The following is a 16,212-nucleotide window of genomic DNA, read 5'->3' as shown; positions in this document are numbered from 1 at the left end:
GCGATGGCACGCCGTTTTAGCGGAATTAACGCGTTCCGTAAACCACGATGGTTTTACCGTGTGCGGAGATCAGGTTCTGATCTTCCAGCATTTTCAGAATACGGCCCACTGTTTCACGGGAGCAACCGACAATCTGACCGATTTCCTGACGGGTAATTTTAATTTGCATGCCATCAGGGTGAGTCATCGCATCGGGTTGTTTCGCCAGATTCAGCAGGGTCTGAGCGATACGGCCGGTCACGTCCAGGAAGGCGAGGTTACCCACTTTCTCAGATGTCACCTGCAGACGGCGCGCCATCTGCGAAGAAAGACGCATCAGGATGTCAGGGTTAACCTGAATCAACTGACGGAATTTCTTGTAGGAAATTTCAGCCACTTCACATGCTGTCTTTGCACGAACCCAGGCGCTACGTTCCTGGCCTTCTTCAAACAGGCCCAGTTCACCGATGAAATCGCCCTGGTTCAGATAAGAAAGGATCATCTCTTTCCCTTCTTCATCTTTGATCAGCACTGCCACCGAGCCTTTGACGATGTAATACAACGTTTCCGCTTTTTCACCCTGGTGAATCAGCGTGCTCTTCGATGGGTACTTATGAATGTGGCAATGAGACAAGAACCATTCGAGAGTCGGGTCTGTTTGCGGTTTGCCAAGCACCATGCGCTGTTATCCTCTGTTATAAGCTGTCACCAGAGTCATAAGATGCATCCGGACTCTGGGGTTGCAATCGAATTCTTACCCATACCCTGGGAAGTCGGCTATCGTAACGTTTCGCAGCCAGTAAAGTTTGATGTCCTCTGCATACATGTGTAACGTCAATGTATTACTGTAGCATCCTGAGTGTTTTAGCATAGCTTTCGCCGCGTGTCTCCTGGTGTCTCGCTTCAGCATGACGCAGGTCGCCTTCCATTGCGAGAAATGTAACGCACGCGTAATCTGTCACCAAAAATGCAACGTTGGAGTGAGTGAATATGCAAGCGCGTGTGAAATGGGTTGAAGGTTTAACGTTCCTGGGCGAGTCCGCTTCAGGACACCAGATTTTGATGGATGGTAACTCCGGCGATAAAGCACCAAGCCCAATGGAAATGGTGCTGATGGCCGCAGGTGGATGCAGCGCAATTGATGTGGTGTCGATCCTGCAAAAAGGCCGGCACGATGTGACCGACTGCGAAGTAAAACTCACCTCAGAACGCCGCGAAGAGGCACCACGCCTGTTCACCCACATTAACCTGCATTTCATCGTCAGCGGGAAAGAACTGAAAGACGCGGCGGTCTCACGCGCGGTCGATCTTTCAGCGGAGAAATACTGCTCGGTCGCCTTAATGCTCGAGAAAGCGGTAAAAATTACGCATTCGTATGAAGTGATCGACGCCTGATATTGGGGGCATCGTTCACCCTGATGCCCTCACCGAAACCCTCTCCCACGCGGAGAGGGAAATCATCAGGCGATTTTCTTCCCTTCTATCAACCGCTGTACCAGCGGCATCATAATTAATTCCATTGCCAGCCCCATTTTTCCGCCCGGAACCACTAACGTATTCATGTGCGAAATAAACGAGCCCTGCAGCATCGCCAGCAGCCAGGGGTAATCAATGCCGTCGAGATTGCGGAAATGGATAACCACAAAGCTCTCATCCAGCGACGGGATACTTTTGGCCGCGAACGGGTTAGAGGTGTCCACTGTCGGTACGCGCTGGAAGTTGATATGCGTGCGGGAGAACTGCGGCGTCAGATAAGTTATGTAGTCTTCCATGGAGCGCACGACGGAATCCATCACCGCCTCGCGTGAATGGCCGCGCTCGCTGATGTCACGCGTCAGCTTCTGGATCCACTCAAGGTTCACGATGGGCACCACGCCAACCAGCAGATCCACGTGACGCGCCACGTCATGCTGCGGCGTCACCACGCCACCGTGCAACCCTTCGTAAAACAGGACGTCGGTCGGTTCCGGCAGCGGTTGCCAGGGGGTAAAGGTGCCGGGCACCTGGTTCCAGGGAACGGCTTCATCGTAGGTGTGCAGATATTTGCGTGACTGCCCCTTGCCGCTCTGGCCGTACTCCTGAAAGGTTTGCTCCAGCAGGCCGAAGTCATTGGCCTCCGGGCCGAAGTAGCTAATGTGTTTACCCAGATCGCGCGCCTTGCGGATAGCCATATCCATCTCCGGGCGCGTGTAGCGGTGAAAACTATCGCCTTCGACCTCCGCCGCACGGAGATTCAGTTGGGCGAAAATCTTACGAAAAGCGAGGCTGGTCGTGGTGGTTCCCGCACCACTCGAACCCGTAACGGCAATAACCGGATGTCTGGCAGACATAGCAACTCCCTGACTGGAAAGGTTTAAAGATCAGCCATGAAACGCGTTGCGGGGCATGATATTGACCGTCTCATGCAGTTCAGACCATACCAGCACCACGTCGCCGCTTTTGAGCTGGCGCTTCACATCGTTGACCTTTTGCTCAAGCGAACGTTCATGTTCACCATAATCGGTACCTTCGCGCAAGACAAAGCTTTCAATCAGATTATCGAGCGTTTCGGGGGAGAGGTCCTGCCACGGAATAATCATTTTGCACCGTCCAGATAAGGGGTAAGCCAGTCAGGAATACGCGACTCCAGCCACATTTTCGGGCGGCGCAACGTTCCACCGATGAACCCCACGTGACCACCATGCTCTGTCAGCTGGTAGTGAACGTTGGCAGGCAAAAATTCCTGCGCGGGGATAGAGTGATGATCCATAAACGGGTCATCTTTGGCATGAATGATAAGCGTCGGTTGCGTGATCTTGCTGAGCAGCGGCATGGCGCTGCACTGACGATAGTAATCAATCGCATCGGCAAAGCCGTGAATTTTGGCGGTGATCAGATCGTCGAATTCACGGATGCGACGGACCTTTTTCAACTGACGCAGGCTCACCGGCAGCGTATCCGGATAGGCCTTCAGCTTGCGCGCCGCGTTGGCTTTCAACAGGTTGAGCAGGTAACGCTGATAGACCCGGGAAAAGCCTTTCTCCATATGGTAGCTGCACTGCTCCAGCATAAAGGGCGCGGAGACAATGACGGCCGCATCCAGCGGCACGGTGTCGCCCTCTTTTGCCAGCAGGCACGCCAGCATATTGCCGCCCAGCGAGTAGCCCACGGCCGCTGTCGGGACGGTACCAAAGTTTTCCCGTAACCAGTGTAAAAACCAGGTGCCGTCTTCGGTTTCACCCGAGTGATAGATGCGCTTCTGGCGATTCGGTTCGCCGCTACAGCCGCGAAAGTGCATCACCACGCCGAGCCAGCCCCGCGCTTTGGCTGCCTGGATGAGCCCGTGTGCATAGGGGCTGTGCAGACTGCCTTCCAGACCGTGAAAGACCACCAGACGCGGCTTGTGGCGCGCCTGTTCTGGCTCTTCGCTCCATGCCAGGTCCAGAAAGTCACCGTCCGGTAAGTCCAGCCGTTGCCAGTGCGGCGTGAACTGAACCTTACGGCGGATGAGTCGCGGCAGCATGGTCTGCAGATGGCAATTGGCCACGCCGCGCATAGGCACGAACTCGGTGCTGTCTTCGGCGATGATGTCGAAGTCTGATGGAATGATTTGGCTCATAACGGCGATGCTAATTCTTGTCAGTTATTTTCTGTTCTTTCCGAATTGTACCCCGTTTAGCCTGGTTTTCCGAAACATGAACTGATCTCGATCACAAATATTTACCTTGATTATTACTCTCAGGCTAATGATTCCGCCCTGCGCTTAATTGATGACTTCCTCGCCACAGCGCACACTTTACTCAACGTTAAGCAAATCAGAATGATGTGCTGAATCAGGAGGTTAATAATGTTATCTGGGCAAACACCCACCCGGCAATGGAACACACGACGCACCGAGAAAGCGCGTCGTCTGGCCTCCGTACCGGTGCAGGGCAAGGTACTGCCAACCGGCGATCTTGTCGCCATGCTGGAAAAACTGATCGCGCCTGGCGACAAAGTCGTTCTGGAAGGTAATAACCAGAAGCAGGCCGATTTCCTTTCACGCTCGCTGGCTGAAGTGAACCCGCAAATCGTGCATGACCTGCACATGATTATGCCAAGCGTGGGCCGTAGCGAGCATCTGGATATCTTTGAGAAAGGTATCGCCCGCAAGCTGGACTTCTCCTTCTCCGGTACCCAGAGCCTGTGCATCTCGCAGCTGCTGGAAGATGGTCAGCTCGAAATTGGTGCTATCCATACCTACATAGAGCTCTATTCACGTCTGTACGTGGACCTCTCGCCAAACGTGGCGCTGATTGCCGGCTTTAAAGCAGACCGAAAAGGTAATCTTTATACCGGCGCAAGCACCGAAGATACCCCCGCGCTGGTGGAAGCGGCCGCGTTCCATGACGGCATTGTCATCGCACAGGTGAATGAGCTGGTGGACGACGAATGCGACCTTCCGCGCGTTGATATTCCCGGCTCCTGGATTGACTTCGTGGTGGTGGCCGACAAACCGTTCTTTATCGAACCGCTGTTTACCCGCGACCCGCGTCTCATCAAACAGGAACATATCCTGATGGCGATGATGGCCATTAAAGGCATTTATGCGGAACATCAGGTGCAATCCCTGAACCACGGGATTGGTTTTAATACCGCGGCGATTGAACTGCTGCTGCCGACCTACGGTGAACAGCTCGGCCTGAAAGGCAAAATCTGTAAACACTGGACCCTTAACCCGCACCCAACCCTGATCCCGGCGATTGAAAGCGGCTGGGTGGAAAGCGTGCACTGCTTCGGCGGCGAACTGGGGATGGAAGAGTACATTCGTGCACGTCCGGATATCTTCTTTACCGGTGCCGACGGCTCTATGCGTTCCAACCGCGCCTTCTGTCAGCTGGCAGGCCAGTACGCCGTTGATATGTTCATCGGCTCAACCCTGCAGGTTGACGGGTATGCCAACTCCTCAACCGTGACCCGTGGTCGTCTCTCTGGTTTCGGCGGTGCGCCAAACATGGGCCATGACCCGCATGGTCGTCGTCATGCCACCCCGGCTTGGCTGAACATGATCACCGAACCTGATCCGATGCAGCGCGGTAAAAAACTCGTCGTCCAGATGGTGGAAACCTTCCAGGCAGGCGTGAAACCGACCTTTGTGGAAAAACTCGATGCTGTTGACGTTGCGAAAGCGTCCGGGATGCCTCTGGCTCCGGTCATGATCTACGGCGACGACGTGACACATGTGCTGACGGAAGAGGGGATTGCTTACCTCTATCGCGCAGAAAGTCTTGAAGAGCGCCGGGCGATGGTTGCGGCCGTCGCGGGGATCACCGATATCGGTCTGGGCGTCGATGCCAGGCGTGTGGCGCAGTTGCGCCAGAGCGGCAAAGTGGTTTACCCGGAAGATATGGGGATTCGCCGCACCGATGCCACCCGTTCTCTGCTGGCAGCAGGCAGCGTGTCAGACCTGGTTGAATGGTCTGGCGGTCTTTACAACCCACCTGCGAAATTCCGGAGCTGGTAATGAAACTTCTGCCCCAGATTCAGGTTGAAGGCGGTGCCGAATGGCTGGCGCGAACCGCCACGCAGTGTCTGATTGACGAAGCACAGTTAAGCCCGAAACCCGGTCTGGTGGACAGTCGGGGGAACGGCGCGCACCACGATCTGTCGCTCGCGTTGATGGAGCGTTCCGCGCGCAGCCTGACCCCCACGTTTCAGGCGCTGGCGCAACACAGCTGGCAGCGTCCGGCGGATATTGCGCTCAGGCAAACCATAGGGCGACTCGGCCGTGAAGGTGAGCAGCAGATGATGGCGGCTACCGACGGTGTAAATACCCACCGCGGCGCGATTTGGGCGCTGGGGCTGCTGGTCAGTGCCGTGGCGATGCTCGGTGGCGATGCCAGCGCGCAGGCGGTAGCGAATACCGCGGCACAGCTGGCGAAACTGCCCGATGACGCGGCGCCGAAAGTGTTCAGCAAAGGGCTACGCGCCACGCGCCGCTACCGGGTTCCGGGCGCACGTGAAGAGGCTCAGCAGGCATTTCCACACGTGATGCAGCGTGCTCTGCCGCAGCTTCGTCTGAGCCGTCTTAACGGCAGCAGCGAAACGTACGCAAGGCTCGATGCGCTGATGGCCATCATGACGTCGCTTACCGACACCTGCGTGCTGTCGCGCGCCGGGATGGCGGGGCTGGAGGCCATGCAGAACGGTGCGCGTGCGGTGCTGAGCGCCGGAGGATGCGCGACATCCGCAGGCCAGATGGCGCTGGCGAGATTGGACCGTCACATGCTGGCACTCAATGCCTCACCGGGCGGAGCAGCCGACCTGCTTGCCGCCACGCTGTTTCTCGATCGCATCGAAACGCCTTATTCAAAGCATTAAGAGGATGTTATGGAAAAAATCACATTAACCATGCCAGCGAGCCGCGCGTTAAGCGGCAAAGCGCTCGCAGGGGTTGTTGGTTCCGGGGATATGGAGGTGCTGTTTGCCGCCGAACCGGGCCAGACGTTAACCATTGATATCACCACGTCCGTCGACAACAGCCGCGGTCGCTGGGAGGCGTTGTTCAACCGCCTGCACACCGTCAGCAGCCTGCCTGCAGGAAAACTGACGATCCACGACTTTGGCGCGACGCCGGGGGTGGCACGCATTCGTATCGAACAGGTTTTTGAAGGGGTGAGCCATGCGTGATGATCGGAGTTTTATTGAATTAAAAGCTCGCCAGCGTGCGCAGGCATTGCTGGACGACGGGAGCTATCGCGAACTGCTGGATCCTTTTGAAGGCATTATCTCCCCGTGGCTGGGGCCGCAGGGCATCGTTCCTCAGGCCGATGACGGCATGGTGGTCGCCAAAGGCACCCTCAACGGTCAGCCTGCGGTAGTGGTGGCGATCGAAGGTGCGTTCCAGGGCGGCAGCATGGGCGAAGTGTCCGGCGCCAAAATGGCGGCCGCGCTGGAGCTGGCGGCAGAAGATAACCGCAACGGGATCCCGACGCAGGCGGTACTGTGTCTCGAAACCGGCGGCGTGCGTCTGCAGGAAGCCAACCTGGGCCTGGCGGCCATTGCCGATATTCATGCGGCAATTGTTGACCTGCGCCGTTACACCCCGGTGGTCGGGATTGTGGCCGGGACCGTGGGCTGCTTCGGTGGGATGTCTATCGCTGCTGCACTGTGCAGTTACCTGATTGTCACCCGCGAAGCGCGTCTCGGTCTGAATGGTCCTCAGGTTATCGAGCAGGAAGCGGGGATTGACGAGTATGACTCCCGCGACCGTCCGTTTATCTGGAGCATGACCGGTGGCGAAGTCCGCTATGAAAGCGGCCTGGTGGATGCGCTGGTTGGCGATGGCGTGAACGCGGTGAAAGCGGCGATGAACGACGCGATAGCCAAAGGCGTGCCTGCGAAACATCGCACCGATAACTATGACGATTACCTGAACCGTCTGACGAATTTCGACACCCGCAAACAGGCCGATGCCGAACAGATTAAAGCGCTCTTTGCCCGGGAGGTGAAATGATGACTAACTCAGTAAGCCGTGGCGAACTCTGGCTGCAAACGCTCGCGCCGAACGCCAGACGCCTGGAAGGGTTATGCCCGTCCGTACAGGCGGCCGATGGTGAACTTAACGGTGAAACGGTACGTTTTGTTGCCGTGGTACCGGATGCCAACAACCACTTCCCGCGCGCGGCGAAAGGGGAAGTCGGTCTGCTGGAAGGCTGGACGCTGGCGAAAGTGGTGAGCGAAACCGTTGCCGCCGATGCCAACAGCGCCGTGAAGCGCCCGATCGTGGCGGTGATTGATGTGCCAAGTCAGGCCTATGGCCGTCGTGAAGAGGCATTTGGTATTCACCAGGCGTTGGCCGGCGCGGCGGCGGCCTATGCTAACGCGCGTCTGGCCGGTCATCCGGTGATTGGGCTTATCGTTGGTAAAGCGATGTCCGGCGCGTTTCTGGCGCACGGGTACCAGGCAAACCGCCTGATTGCCTTTAACGATAAAGGCGTGCTGATCCATGCCATGGGTAAAGAGTCTGCGGCGCGTATTACGCTACGTACCGTGGACGCGCTGGAAAAACTGGCGGCAACGATCCCGCCAATGGCCTATGACATCAGCAACTACGCCACACTGGGGCTGCTTTCCAACCTGCTGGATATCACCAACCCGGATGCCCCTTCTGAAAACGATCTGACGCAGGTGAAAACCACGCTGCAACAGGCCATCCATGACGCTCGTCAGGACAACACCCTGAAAAACCGTCTCGGTGCTGACAATCGCCGCAGCTCTGCCCTCGTACGCGAACGCATGCGGGCAAGCTGGTAAGTAAAAAGAGACCTGCCAGATGCACTCCCCGCGGACGTAACCGTTACGTCCGCGCGGGAACCTGCATCCTGAAAATAATAATCATCGCGCCAGTGCTTAAACTTTTTTACTACAGGTGAATTATGACTTACGTAATTGTTCATGCTCTTGCACCGATTTTCGTCATCATGCTGCTGGGATTCTGGGCCGGTAAGGCAAAGATGGTCGATAACAAAAATGTCTCCCTGCTCAATATTTTCGTCATGGATTTTGCTTTGCCTGCCGCGCTGTTCAGCGCTACGGTGCAAACCCCGTGGACTGGCATCGTAGCCCAGTCACCGCTGATTCTGGTGCTGACCCTGGCGATGTGGATAACCTACGCGGCCATTTACTTCCTCGCGACCAGCGTCTTTAAAAAATCCCCACAGGATGCCGCCGTGCTTACGCTGACGGTTGCGCTGCCAAACTATGCCGCGCTTGGCTTGCCGATTCTGGGCAGCGTGCTGGGTGAAAGCTCTTCAACCTCACTGTCCGTGGCGGTCTCTATCACCTGTGGTTCGGTACTGATGACGCCGTTCTGCCTGCTGATTCTGGAACGTGAAAAAGCGCGTGCCGAAGGCAATAACTCCGGTTCAACGCTCTCGATGCTGCCGGTGCTGATGTGGCGCTCGATTAAAAAACCGATTGTGATGGGACCCCTGCTGGGTGTGATTTTGTCTGCTATCGGCATCAAAATGCCTGAACTTGTTCTGGCCGCCATTAAGCCACTGGGGCTTTCTGCAACGGCTGCTGCGCTGTTCCTGACTGGGGTGATCCTCTCTGCGCGTAAGCTGCAGATCAACACCATGGTGATTACCTCAACCGTAGCCAAGCTGCTGATCCAGCCTGCGATTGCCTGGGGTATCGTTCTGATCTTCGGTCTGCACGGCTCCGTGGCGATCACCGCTATCCTGATGATTGCGCTCTCAGCCGGTTTCTTCGGCGTGGTGTTCGGTAACCGCTTTGGCGTGCAGTCTCCGGATGCGGAAGCGGTGCTGCTGTTAAGCTCGGTACTGTGTATCCTGTCGCTGCCACTGTTTATCTCGCTGACTTCAGGAATGTAATTATGACCACAACATTACGCCCTCACGACCTCATCTGGCTTAACGCGCGTGACGCGCTGGAAGGCATCACTGACGACTGGGTGGATGCGGTATGGCATACCGGTTTACCGGTGGTCGTGCGGCGTGATGTTGATAACGCTGGCCGTATTCCCGTTGGCGTACGCGGTTTACGCCGCGACCAGCGGGCGGCCGGTTGGGTGAAGCCAGACAACGTCGTGCGGGTGGTCTCACCCGAGGCGTTGAGTGTGACCGCCGATCTTCTGCGTTCACCGTTTGTGACTCAGCCACCGGTTCAGGTGGCATTGCAACTTTCTCAGCAGTCATGGCCGTGGACGTGGGGAATTACGGGCAGCACGGGCTACGCCCTGGCGACCGGTATCCCGGTCATTCATGCCGACAGCGATCTCGATCTGCTGGTGCGAGCCCCTCAGCCTCTGTCGGCTGACGCTTTGCGTGTCTGGGCGTCACAGCTCAGCCGCGCGTTATGTCGGGCAGACACCCAGGTCGACACCCCTGAAGGCGGCTTTGCGCTGACGGAGTGGCTGCGCGACGGCAAAACGTTGCTGAAGACCCGCCGTGGGCCACGTCTGGTGGCGGACCCGTGGCACAGGGAGGAGTGATGAAAATACTGTTTACCTTTCCAGGGCAGGGCACCCAGCATGTCGGTATGCTGCAAAACCTGCCTGGCACGACGCTGGAGCAGGCCCGCGAGGTATTGGGTGGCGAAGTCGATACGCTGGATACCGCGGCAGCGTTAACCCACACGCGAGCCGTTCAACTTTCGTTGTTAATTGCCGGTGTTGCCTGGGCGCGTGAGCTTGAACAACGCGGCGTGGCACCGGATATCGTCAGCGGTCTGTCTATTGGCGCGTATCCGGCCGCGGTCATTGCCGGTGCGCTGGAATTTTCCGACGCGCTGAAGCTGGTCGCGCTGCGTGGCGATCTCATGGAGCAAGCCTATCCGCACGGTTATGGCCTGACCGCGATAATGGGGCTGACCCTGCCTCAGGTTGAAGCGTTGCTGGAAGGCACCGGAACGTATATCGCCAATCTGAACGCGGAAACACAGATTGTGATCGCCGGCACCGATGAGGGGATGGCGCAGGTGGCGAAACGCGCGCTGGCAAAAGGGGCTAATAAGGCGCATCGGCTGACCGTCAGCGTGCCTTCCCATTGCGAACTGCTGGCGGAGCCGGCGCACAAGCTGGTGGAGGCGTTCACATCCGTCACGCTCACACGCCCGCGCTGTGCTTACCTGAGCGGCAGTACAGGACGCGTGCTCTGGACGCCTGAGAAAATCGCGGACGATCTGGCGATGAATATGGCGCGCACGGTGCGCTGGCAGGAAGCGGTGATTTCTGCCAACGAGCGTGAAGCTCGGCTGGCGATTGAAATGCCACCTGGCGGAGTACTGACCTGCCTGACGCGTCAGGCGGCCTGGGAAGGGGAGTCGGTTTCGCTGGAGCGCAGTGGTGTAGACGTGGCGGTACACCTCGCTAAGCGGCTACAGCGGTAGGGTCTGCGCAGGGTCGGTGGCGATACTGCGGGCATACATTCGCCCTTCGGCTGCCAGTGCCCGCAGGCTGGGGTCTTGCTCGCGGTTGCGGGCAAACACAATGGCAATCAACTGCTGCATTTGATACGGCTGGGCCAGCTTCAGTAGCTGTACTGAGTTCTCATACACTTTCTTCATTCTGCCGGGCATGAGCGTAAAGCCCACGCCCGCCTGCACCAGACTCAGCATCGAGAAAATGTCATTTACGCGGGTGACGATTTCCGGTTCGAAACCGGCAATATGAAACGCTTCCTGAAACCCGGCGTAGGTGGCAAACCCTTCCGACAGCGCGACAAACTTCTGGTCTTTGTAATCACGTAAGTCGGCAGGCCCGCTGGTGTTCAGCGTGGCAGAGGCTGGTGCGGCAAGAAAAATGTCGTCATGGAACAGGGGGAGCACTTCCAGACTGTTGCGGTCGATATCGCTTTCGGAAATAGAGATGAGGATGGCGTCGAGCAAACCGTCGTCCAGCATACGCAACAGGGTCTCGTTAGAGCCCATCGTCAGGTCCATCTCCAGGTCCGGACGGCGCAGTTTCATCCCCATAATCAGGCGTGGCACGGTTTCCAGCGTCAGCGAGTAGAGCGTGCCGACGCGCAGTCGTCCCTGGCCAACGCCGGCCGTTTTGCGCGCTTCTTCCAGCCCGCGCGCCATTACCTGCATCACTTCCTGACAATATTCCAGCAGCGTCCAGGCTGAAGGCAGCGCAATGAGATTGCGACCTTTGTGCGTAAAGAGCGGGCAGCGCACATTTTCTTCGAGAGTATGCAGCGCGCGGTGCACGCTAACGCCGCTCAGGCCAAGCGCTTCGGCGGTACGGGCGATATTGCCCTTCTCCATAAAGGTCATGAAGATGCTGAGTTTACGAAATGTAATGTCGCTCGTGATATCGAAACTCATAACCCTCCCGGGGATTTAGTCGGCCTGCAGCATGGCTTCCAGCTGTTCCTGGGCGTCCAGCCACGCCATCTCGCACGCTTCGAGGCTGGATTTCGTCTTCGCCTGTGTCTGCAGGCAGTCGGTCAGTTCCGCCTTACGGCTCTGGTCATACAGACCGCTGTCGCCCAGCTTCTCTTCAACGGTAGCCAGCAGAGCGTTAAGTTTCTCCATCTCCTTTTCGAGACGGGCAATCTCTTTACGCAGCGGCTGGGTCTGAGTACGCAGTTCCGCTTCACGGCGCTTCTGGTCTTTACGCGCCTGGGCGCTGTTGGCGTTATCTTTCGACGAGTCGTCCGGCTGGTTTTCCTGCTTCTGCACGTCCGTCAGCCACTGCTGGTAGTCTTCCAGATCGCCATCGAACGGCTCGACTTTGCCATCGTGCACTAAATAGAGATCGTCCGTTGTGGAGCGGATCAGGTGACGATCGTGCGAGACGACAACCAGCGCGCCTTCAAACTCAATTAACGCTTCGGTCAGCGCCTGACGCATGTCGAGATCGAGGTGGTTTGTAGGTTCATCGAGCAGCAGCAGGTTCGGACGCTGCCAGACGATAAGCGCCAGCACCAGACGCGCTTTCTCGCCGCCGGAGAAACGTTCGGTGTTTTCGGTGACTTTATCGCCCTGGAAGCCAAAGCCGCCAAGGTAATCGCGCAGCTTCTGCTCCATCTCCTGCGGCGCCAGTCGCGCGAGGTGCTGGATGGGCGATTCATCCGCGCGTAAGAATTCCAGCTGATGCTGGGCGAAGTAGCCAAGCTTAATGCCTTTTGCCAGGCCGATCTCGCCGCTGACCGGGTTAAGCTCGCCCGCCAGCAGTTTAATCAGCGTCGATTTACCGGCGCCGTTACGCCCCAGCAGACCAATACGTGAACCCGGCACCAGGTTGAGCTTGATGGAGTCGAGAATAATGCGATCGCCGTAGCCAGCGCTCACCTTTTCCATCTTCAGCAGTGGGTTCGGCAGGCTCTCGGGCTCGCGAAAACTGAAGTGGAACGGGTTATCGACGTGCGCCGGGGCGATCATCTCCATGCGTTCCAGCATCTTGATGCGGCTCTGGGCCTGCTTGGCTTTAGAGGCTTTTGCCTTGAAGCGGTCAACAAAGCTTTGCAGATGCGCCACGCGCTGCTGCTGGCTTTCGTACATCGCCTGCTGTTGAGCAAGGCGCGTCGCGCGCTGGCGCTCGAATGAGCTGTAGTTGCCAGTGTATTCAAACAGGCTTTGCTGTTCGATATGAATGATTTTATCCACCACCGGGTCGAGGAAGTCGCGGTCGTGGGAGATCAGAATCAGAGTGCCCTGATAGCTCTTGAGCCACTTCTCCAGCCAAATAACCGCATCGAGATCGAGGTGGTTAGTGGGTTCATCAAGCAGCAGCAGGTCGGAACGGCAAATCAGTGCCTGCGCCAGGTTAAGGCGCATACGCCAGCCGCCGGAGAAGTCGCTGACGGGGCGTTCAAGCTGTTCGTTGCTGAAACCCAGACCGTGCAGCAGGCTGGAGGCGCGGGAGCGAATGGTCCATGCGTCGATGGCGTCCAGCTTACCGTGGACGGTGGCGATAGCATGACCGTCATTACGCTCGTTGGCGGCGTTCAGTTCAGCTTCCAGCTTACGGTATTCACGATCGCCGTCGATAACATAGTCGAGAGCGGGTTCGCTCAGGGCAGGCGTCTCCTGATTTACCCAGGCAAGCTGCCAGTTGCCCGGATAGGTAAAGTTACCGCCGTCAGCGCTAATCTCGTTTTTCAGCAGCGCAAGCAGGGTCGATTTTCCGCAGCCGTTTTTGCCGACCAGACCCACTTTTTGACCGGGATTGATGGTGGCGGAGGCGTTATCCAGCAGGACGCGCACGCCGCGGCGAATTTGTAACGAGGAGAAAACAATCATAGAAGCGCCGTATGTTCCGACTATGTTAATTTGTCATTATGATAATGTAAGGTGTGGGCCATTTTCCGCACCGGGCCGCCATGGTAGCCCAAAACAACGACGATACACAAAAACAGAAACAGAACCGGGAGGGGAGTGATGTCTCAGACAGCGAAAGTGCTGCTGCTGTATGCCCATCCGGAATCTCAGGACTCGGTGGCAAACCGGGTTCTGCTTAAGCCGGCTACTCAGCTCAGCAATGTGACGGTGCACGATCTCTACGCGCACTATCCTGATTTCTTTATTGATATTCCTTACGAGCAGGAACTGCTGCGTCAGCATGACGTGATTGTGTTCCAGCATCCGCTTTATACCTATAGCTGTCCGGCACTGCTGAAAGAGTGGCTGGACCGTGTGCTGAGCCGGGGGTTCTCCAGCGGGGTGGGGGGCAACCAGCTGGCGGGAAAGTACTGGCGCAGTGTCATTACGACCGGTGAGCCAGAGAGCGCTTATCGCCACGACGGTCTTAACCGTTATCCCATGAGCGATATCCTGCGGCCGTTTGAGCTGACGGCCGCGATGTGCCGCATGCACTGGATGAGCCCGATTATTGTCTACTGGGCGCGTCGCCAGAAGCCTGAAGCGCTGGCGAGCCACGCCAGAGCGTATGGCGATTGGCTTGCATCACCGATATCGGCGGGAGGTCGCTAATGGAAGGATCGAATTTACTCCTGGCCGGCGTGCTGTTTTTATTTGCCGCAGTGGTGGCGGTTCCGCTGGCCGCCCGGCTGGGCATTGGCGCGGTGCTGGGCTACCTGCTGGCCGGGATCGCCATTGGCCCCTGGGGGCTGGGATTCATCAGCGATGTGGATGAAATTCTCCACTTCTCTGAACTGGGCGTAGTGTTCCTGATGTTCATCATTGGCCTCGAACTGAACCCGTCAAAACTGTGGCAGCTCCGGCGATCGATATTTGGCGTGGGGGCGGCGCAGGTCTTGTTCAGTGCCGCGATTCTGGCCGGGCTGTTAATGCTGACCAACTTCTCGTGGCAGGCGGCGGTGATCGGCGGAATAGGTCTTGCGATGTCGTCGACAGCGATGGCGCTGCAGTTAATGCGTGACAAAGGGATGAACCGCAACGAGGCAGGACAGCTGGGCTTTTCGGTACTGCTGTTTCAGGACCTGGCCGTGATCCCGGCGCTGGCACTGGTGCCGTTACTGGCAGGCTCTGGTGACGATCATTTTGACTGGGTCAAAATCTCCATGAAGGTGCTGGCCTTCGCCGGCATGCTGATTGGCGGACGTTTCCTGTTGCGGCCGGTGTTTCGTTTTATTGCCGCCTCTGGCGTGCGCGAGGTGTTTACTGCCGCGACGCTGCTGCTGGTGCTGGGCTCGGCATTGTTTATGGACGCGCTGGGGCTGTCGATGGCGCTCGGTACGTTTATCGCCGGGGTGCTCCTTGCTGAAAGCGAATATCGTCACGAACTGGAAACGGCTATCGATCCGTTTAAAGGGCTGTTGTTAGGGTTGTTCTTTATTTCGGTGGGAATGGCGCTCAATCTGGGCGTGCTCTATACCCATCTGCTATGGGTGGTGATGAGCGTTGTTGTGCTGGTGGCGGTAAAAACGCTGGTGCTGTATGTCATGGCACGGATATACGGGCTGCGCAGTTCCGAGCGCATGCAGTTTGCCAGTGTCTTAAGTCAGGGCGGAGAGTTCGCGTTCGTGCTGTTCTCCACCGCCTCCTCCCAGAAGCTGTTTAAAGACGATCAGATGGCGCTGTTACTGGTGACGGTCACGCTGTCGATGATGACCACCCCGCTGCTCATCAGGCTGGTGGATAAGCTGCTCTCACGGCGCTTAAATCCGACAGAGGATGAAGATGAGATGCCATGGGTGGAGGATGATAAGCCGCAGGTGATTGTGGTGGGCTTTGGCCGCTTTGGGCAGGTGATTGGACGTCTGCTGATGGCAAACAAAATGCGCATCACGGTGCTGGAGCGCGATATCAGCGCGGTGAACCTGATGCGTAAATACGGCTACAAGGTTTACTACGGCGACGCGACCCAGCTCGAACTGTTGCGTTCAGCGGGAGCAGAAGCGGCAGAATCCATCGTGATTACCTGCAACGATCCGGAAGATACGATGAAGCTGGTGGAACTGTGCCAGCAGCATTTCCCGCATCTGCATATTCTGGCGCGTGCGCGTGGACGTGTTGAAGCGCACGAACTGCTGCAGGCAGGTGTGAAACACTTCTCCCGAGAGACATTTTCCAGTGCGCTGGAGTTGGGGCGTAAAGCGCTGATTTCGCTGGGCATGCATCCCCATCAGGCTCAGCGGGCCCAGATGCATTTTCGCCGGCTGGACATGCGAATGCTGCGCGAATTAATGCCGGTACACTCTGATACGGCGCAGATCTCGCGCGTGCGGGAAGCGCGTCGCGAGCTGGAAGAGATTTTCCAGCGAGAGATGCAACAGGAACGACGCCAGCTCGATGGCTGGGATGAATTTGAATAAAGGGTAA

The 16,212-nt window shown here is 57.3% G+C and carries 17 protein-coding genes; 11 read left to right on the top strand and 6 right to left on the bottom strand.

From position 1 onward, the window contains the following. Positions 1-25: 25 nt before the first annotated feature. Positions 26-658 carry a cAMP-activated global transcriptional regulator CRP gene (crp, locus tag HV242_RS21515; protein ID WP_000242758.1) on the bottom strand — a complete coding sequence of 211 codons (633 nt, stop codon included), beginning with the start codon at positions 656-658 and terminating at the stop codon, positions 26-28. A gap of 311 nt (positions 659-969) precedes the next feature. Here crp and HV242_RS21510 point away from each other — a divergent pair, with 311 nt between their 5' ends. Further along, a complete protein-coding gene (locus HV242_RS21510) occupies positions 970-1,374 on the top strand; it encodes an OsmC family protein (RefSeq protein ID WP_025202873.1) in 405 nt (134 codons plus the stop codon). 65 nt (positions 1,375-1,439) lie between these two features. Here the strand turns inward: HV242_RS21510 and HV242_RS21505 are convergent, their stop codons facing one another. From HV242_RS21505 to HV242_RS21495, 3 genes are read right to left on the bottom strand one after another with little or no spacing between them, the layout of a single operon-like run. Further along, positions 1,440-2,309 carry a phosphoribulokinase gene (locus HV242_RS21505; RefSeq protein ID WP_014171927.1) on the bottom strand — a complete coding sequence of 290 codons (870 nt, stop codon included), beginning with the start codon at positions 2,307-2,309 and terminating at the stop codon, positions 1,440-1,442. Between the two features lie 30 nt (positions 2,310-2,339). Beyond that, the gene (locus tag HV242_RS21500) at positions 2,340-2,558 is read right to left on the bottom strand and encodes a YheU family protein (protein WP_003861664.1); all 219 of its coding nucleotides are present in this window, start codon (positions 2,556-2,558) and stop codon (positions 2,340-2,342) included. Then, complete coding sequence (locus HV242_RS21495; protein WP_014171925.1) at positions 2,555-3,577, bottom strand: hydrolase; 1,023 nt, start codon at positions 3,575-3,577, stop codon at positions 2,555-2,557. The genes HV242_RS21500 and HV242_RS21495 overlap by 4 nt, the downstream gene beginning before the upstream one ends. A 228-nt stretch (positions 3,578-3,805) precedes the next feature. Between HV242_RS21495 and mdcA the strand changes: the two genes are divergently transcribed. The 8 genes from mdcA (at position 3,806) to mdcH (ending at position 10,851) form a co-directional block, all read left to right on the top strand. Then, positions 3,806-5,461, top strand: coding sequence for a malonate decarboxylase subunit alpha (gene mdcA, locus HV242_RS21490; RefSeq protein ID WP_181616868.1), 1,656 nt, complete (start codon positions 3,806-3,808; stop codon positions 5,459-5,461). Beyond that, a complete protein-coding gene (locus HV242_RS21485; protein WP_020884594.1) occupies positions 5,461-6,318 on the top strand; it encodes a triphosphoribosyl-dephospho-CoA synthase in 858 nt (285 codons plus the stop codon). The genes mdcA and HV242_RS21485 overlap by 1 nt, the downstream gene beginning before the upstream one ends. A 9-nt stretch (positions 6,319-6,327) precedes the next feature. Next, entirely contained in the window at positions 6,328-6,627 is a 300-nt protein-coding gene (gene mdcC / locus HV242_RS21480; protein WP_020884595.1) for a malonate decarboxylase acyl carrier protein, read from the top strand. Beyond that, entirely contained in the window at positions 6,620-7,453 is an 834-nt protein-coding gene (locus HV242_RS21475) for a biotin-independent malonate decarboxylase subunit beta (RefSeq protein ID WP_047954760.1), read from the top strand. The genes mdcC and HV242_RS21475 overlap by 8 nt, the downstream gene beginning before the upstream one ends. Next, positions 7,453-8,253 (top strand): biotin-independent malonate decarboxylase subunit gamma, encoded by an 801-nt coding sequence (gene mdcE / locus HV242_RS21470; protein ID WP_040019062.1) that lies wholly within the window; start codon positions 7,453-7,455, stop codon positions 8,251-8,253. Before HV242_RS21475 ends, mdcE begins: the two co-directional genes overlap by 1 nt. Positions 8,254-8,375: 122 nt before the next feature. Beyond that, positions 8,376-9,335: an AEC family transporter gene (locus HV242_RS21465; protein WP_050737682.1), complete on the top strand. Its 960-nt coding sequence runs from the start codon at positions 8,376-8,378 to the stop codon at positions 9,333-9,335. A 2-nt stretch (positions 9,336-9,337) separates the two neighbouring features. Continuing rightward, on the top strand, positions 9,338-9,955 hold the full coding sequence (locus HV242_RS21460; protein WP_047742562.1) for a malonate decarboxylase holo-ACP synthase: 618 nt from the start codon (positions 9,338-9,340) through the stop codon (positions 9,953-9,955). Next, the gene (mdcH, locus tag HV242_RS21455; protein ID WP_050737681.1) at positions 9,955-10,851 is read left to right on the top strand and encodes a malonate decarboxylase subunit epsilon; all 897 of its coding nucleotides are present in this window, start codon (positions 9,955-9,957) and stop codon (positions 10,849-10,851) included. The genes HV242_RS21460 and mdcH overlap by 1 nt, the downstream gene beginning before the upstream one ends. Here mdcH and HV242_RS21450 read toward each other — a convergent pair. Both HV242_RS21450 and HV242_RS21445 read right to left on the bottom strand, forming a co-directional pair. Further along, positions 10,840-11,790, bottom strand: coding sequence for a LysR family transcriptional regulator (locus HV242_RS21450; protein ID WP_014171916.1), 951 nt, complete (start codon positions 11,788-11,790; stop codon positions 10,840-10,842). The genes mdcH and HV242_RS21450 overlap by 12 nt on opposite strands. A gap of 15 nt (positions 11,791-11,805) precedes the next feature. Next, positions 11,806-13,710, bottom strand: a complete 1,905-nt coding sequence (locus HV242_RS21445) for an ABC transporter ATP-binding protein (RefSeq protein WP_020884600.1) — start codon at positions 13,708-13,710, stop codon at positions 11,806-11,808. A 138-nt stretch (positions 13,711-13,848) separates the two neighbouring features. Here HV242_RS21445 and kefG point away from each other — a divergent pair, with 138 nt between their 5' ends. Both kefG and kefB read left to right on the top strand, forming a co-directional pair. Further along, positions 13,849-14,400 (top strand): glutathione-regulated potassium-efflux system ancillary protein KefG, encoded by a 552-nt coding sequence (gene kefG / locus HV242_RS21440; RefSeq protein ID WP_020884601.1) that lies wholly within the window; start codon positions 13,849-13,851, stop codon positions 14,398-14,400. Beyond that, a complete protein-coding gene (kefB, locus tag HV242_RS21435) occupies positions 14,400-16,205 on the top strand; it encodes a glutathione-regulated potassium-efflux system protein KefB (protein ID WP_020884602.1) in 1,806 nt (601 codons plus the stop codon). The genes kefG and kefB overlap by 1 nt, the downstream gene beginning before the upstream one ends. The last annotated feature ends 7 nt before the right edge of the window (positions 16,206-16,212 follow it).

Origin of the sequence: Enterobacter sp. RHBSTW-00593 (genome assembly GCF_013784105.1) — a bacterium.
GTDB lineage: Bacteria > Pseudomonadota > Gammaproteobacteria > Enterobacterales > Enterobacteriaceae > Enterobacter > Enterobacter ludwigii.
Note: the sequence above shows the minus strand (reverse complement) of the source record. Positions and strands in the feature narration are given on the sequence as shown.

Bases quoted from the DNA above. Each gene is read 5' to 3' on its own strand.
- crp (WP_000242758.1), bottom strand. From the start codon at position 658: ATGGTGCTTGGCAAACCGCAAACAGACCCGACTCTCGAATGGTTCTTG.
- HV242_RS21510 (WP_025202873.1), top strand. From the start codon at position 970: ATGCAAGCGCGTGTGAAATGGGTTGAAGGTTTAACGTTCCTGGGCGAG.
- HV242_RS21505 (WP_014171927.1), bottom strand. From the start codon at position 2,309: ATGTCTGCCAGACATCCGGTTATTGCCGTTACGGGTTCGAGTGGTGCG.
- HV242_RS21500 (WP_003861664.1), bottom strand. From the start codon at position 2,558: ATGATTATTCCGTGGCAGGACCTCTCCCCCGAAACGCTCGATAATCTG.
- HV242_RS21495 (WP_014171925.1), bottom strand. From the start codon at position 3,577: ATGAGCCAAATCATTCCATCAGACTTCGACATCATCGCCGAAGACAGC.
- mdcA (WP_181616868.1), top strand. From the start codon at position 3,806: ATGTTATCTGGGCAAACACCCACCCGGCAATGGAACACACGACGCACC.
- HV242_RS21485 (WP_020884594.1), top strand. From the start codon at position 5,461: ATGAAACTTCTGCCCCAGATTCAGGTTGAAGGCGGTGCCGAATGGCTG.
- mdcC (WP_020884595.1), top strand. From the start codon at position 6,328: ATGGAAAAAATCACATTAACCATGCCAGCGAGCCGCGCGTTAAGCGGC.
- HV242_RS21475 (WP_047954760.1), top strand. From the start codon at position 6,620: ATGCGTGATGATCGGAGTTTTATTGAATTAAAAGCTCGCCAGCGTGCG.
- mdcE (WP_040019062.1), top strand. From the start codon at position 7,453: ATGACTAACTCAGTAAGCCGTGGCGAACTCTGGCTGCAAACGCTCGCG.
- HV242_RS21465 (WP_050737682.1), top strand. From the start codon at position 8,376: ATGACTTACGTAATTGTTCATGCTCTTGCACCGATTTTCGTCATCATG.
- HV242_RS21460 (WP_047742562.1), top strand. From the start codon at position 9,338: ATGACCACAACATTACGCCCTCACGACCTCATCTGGCTTAACGCGCGT.
- mdcH (WP_050737681.1), top strand. From the start codon at position 9,955: ATGAAAATACTGTTTACCTTTCCAGGGCAGGGCACCCAGCATGTCGGT.
- HV242_RS21450 (WP_014171916.1), bottom strand. From the start codon at position 11,790: ATGAGTTTCGATATCACGAGCGACATTACATTTCGTAAACTCAGCATC.
- HV242_RS21445 (WP_020884600.1), bottom strand. From the start codon at position 13,710: ATGATTGTTTTCTCCTCGTTACAAATTCGCCGCGGCGTGCGCGTCCTG.
- kefG (WP_020884601.1), top strand. From the start codon at position 13,849: ATGTCTCAGACAGCGAAAGTGCTGCTGCTGTATGCCCATCCGGAATCT.
- kefB (WP_020884602.1), top strand. From the start codon at position 14,400: ATGGAAGGATCGAATTTACTCCTGGCCGGCGTGCTGTTTTTATTTGCC.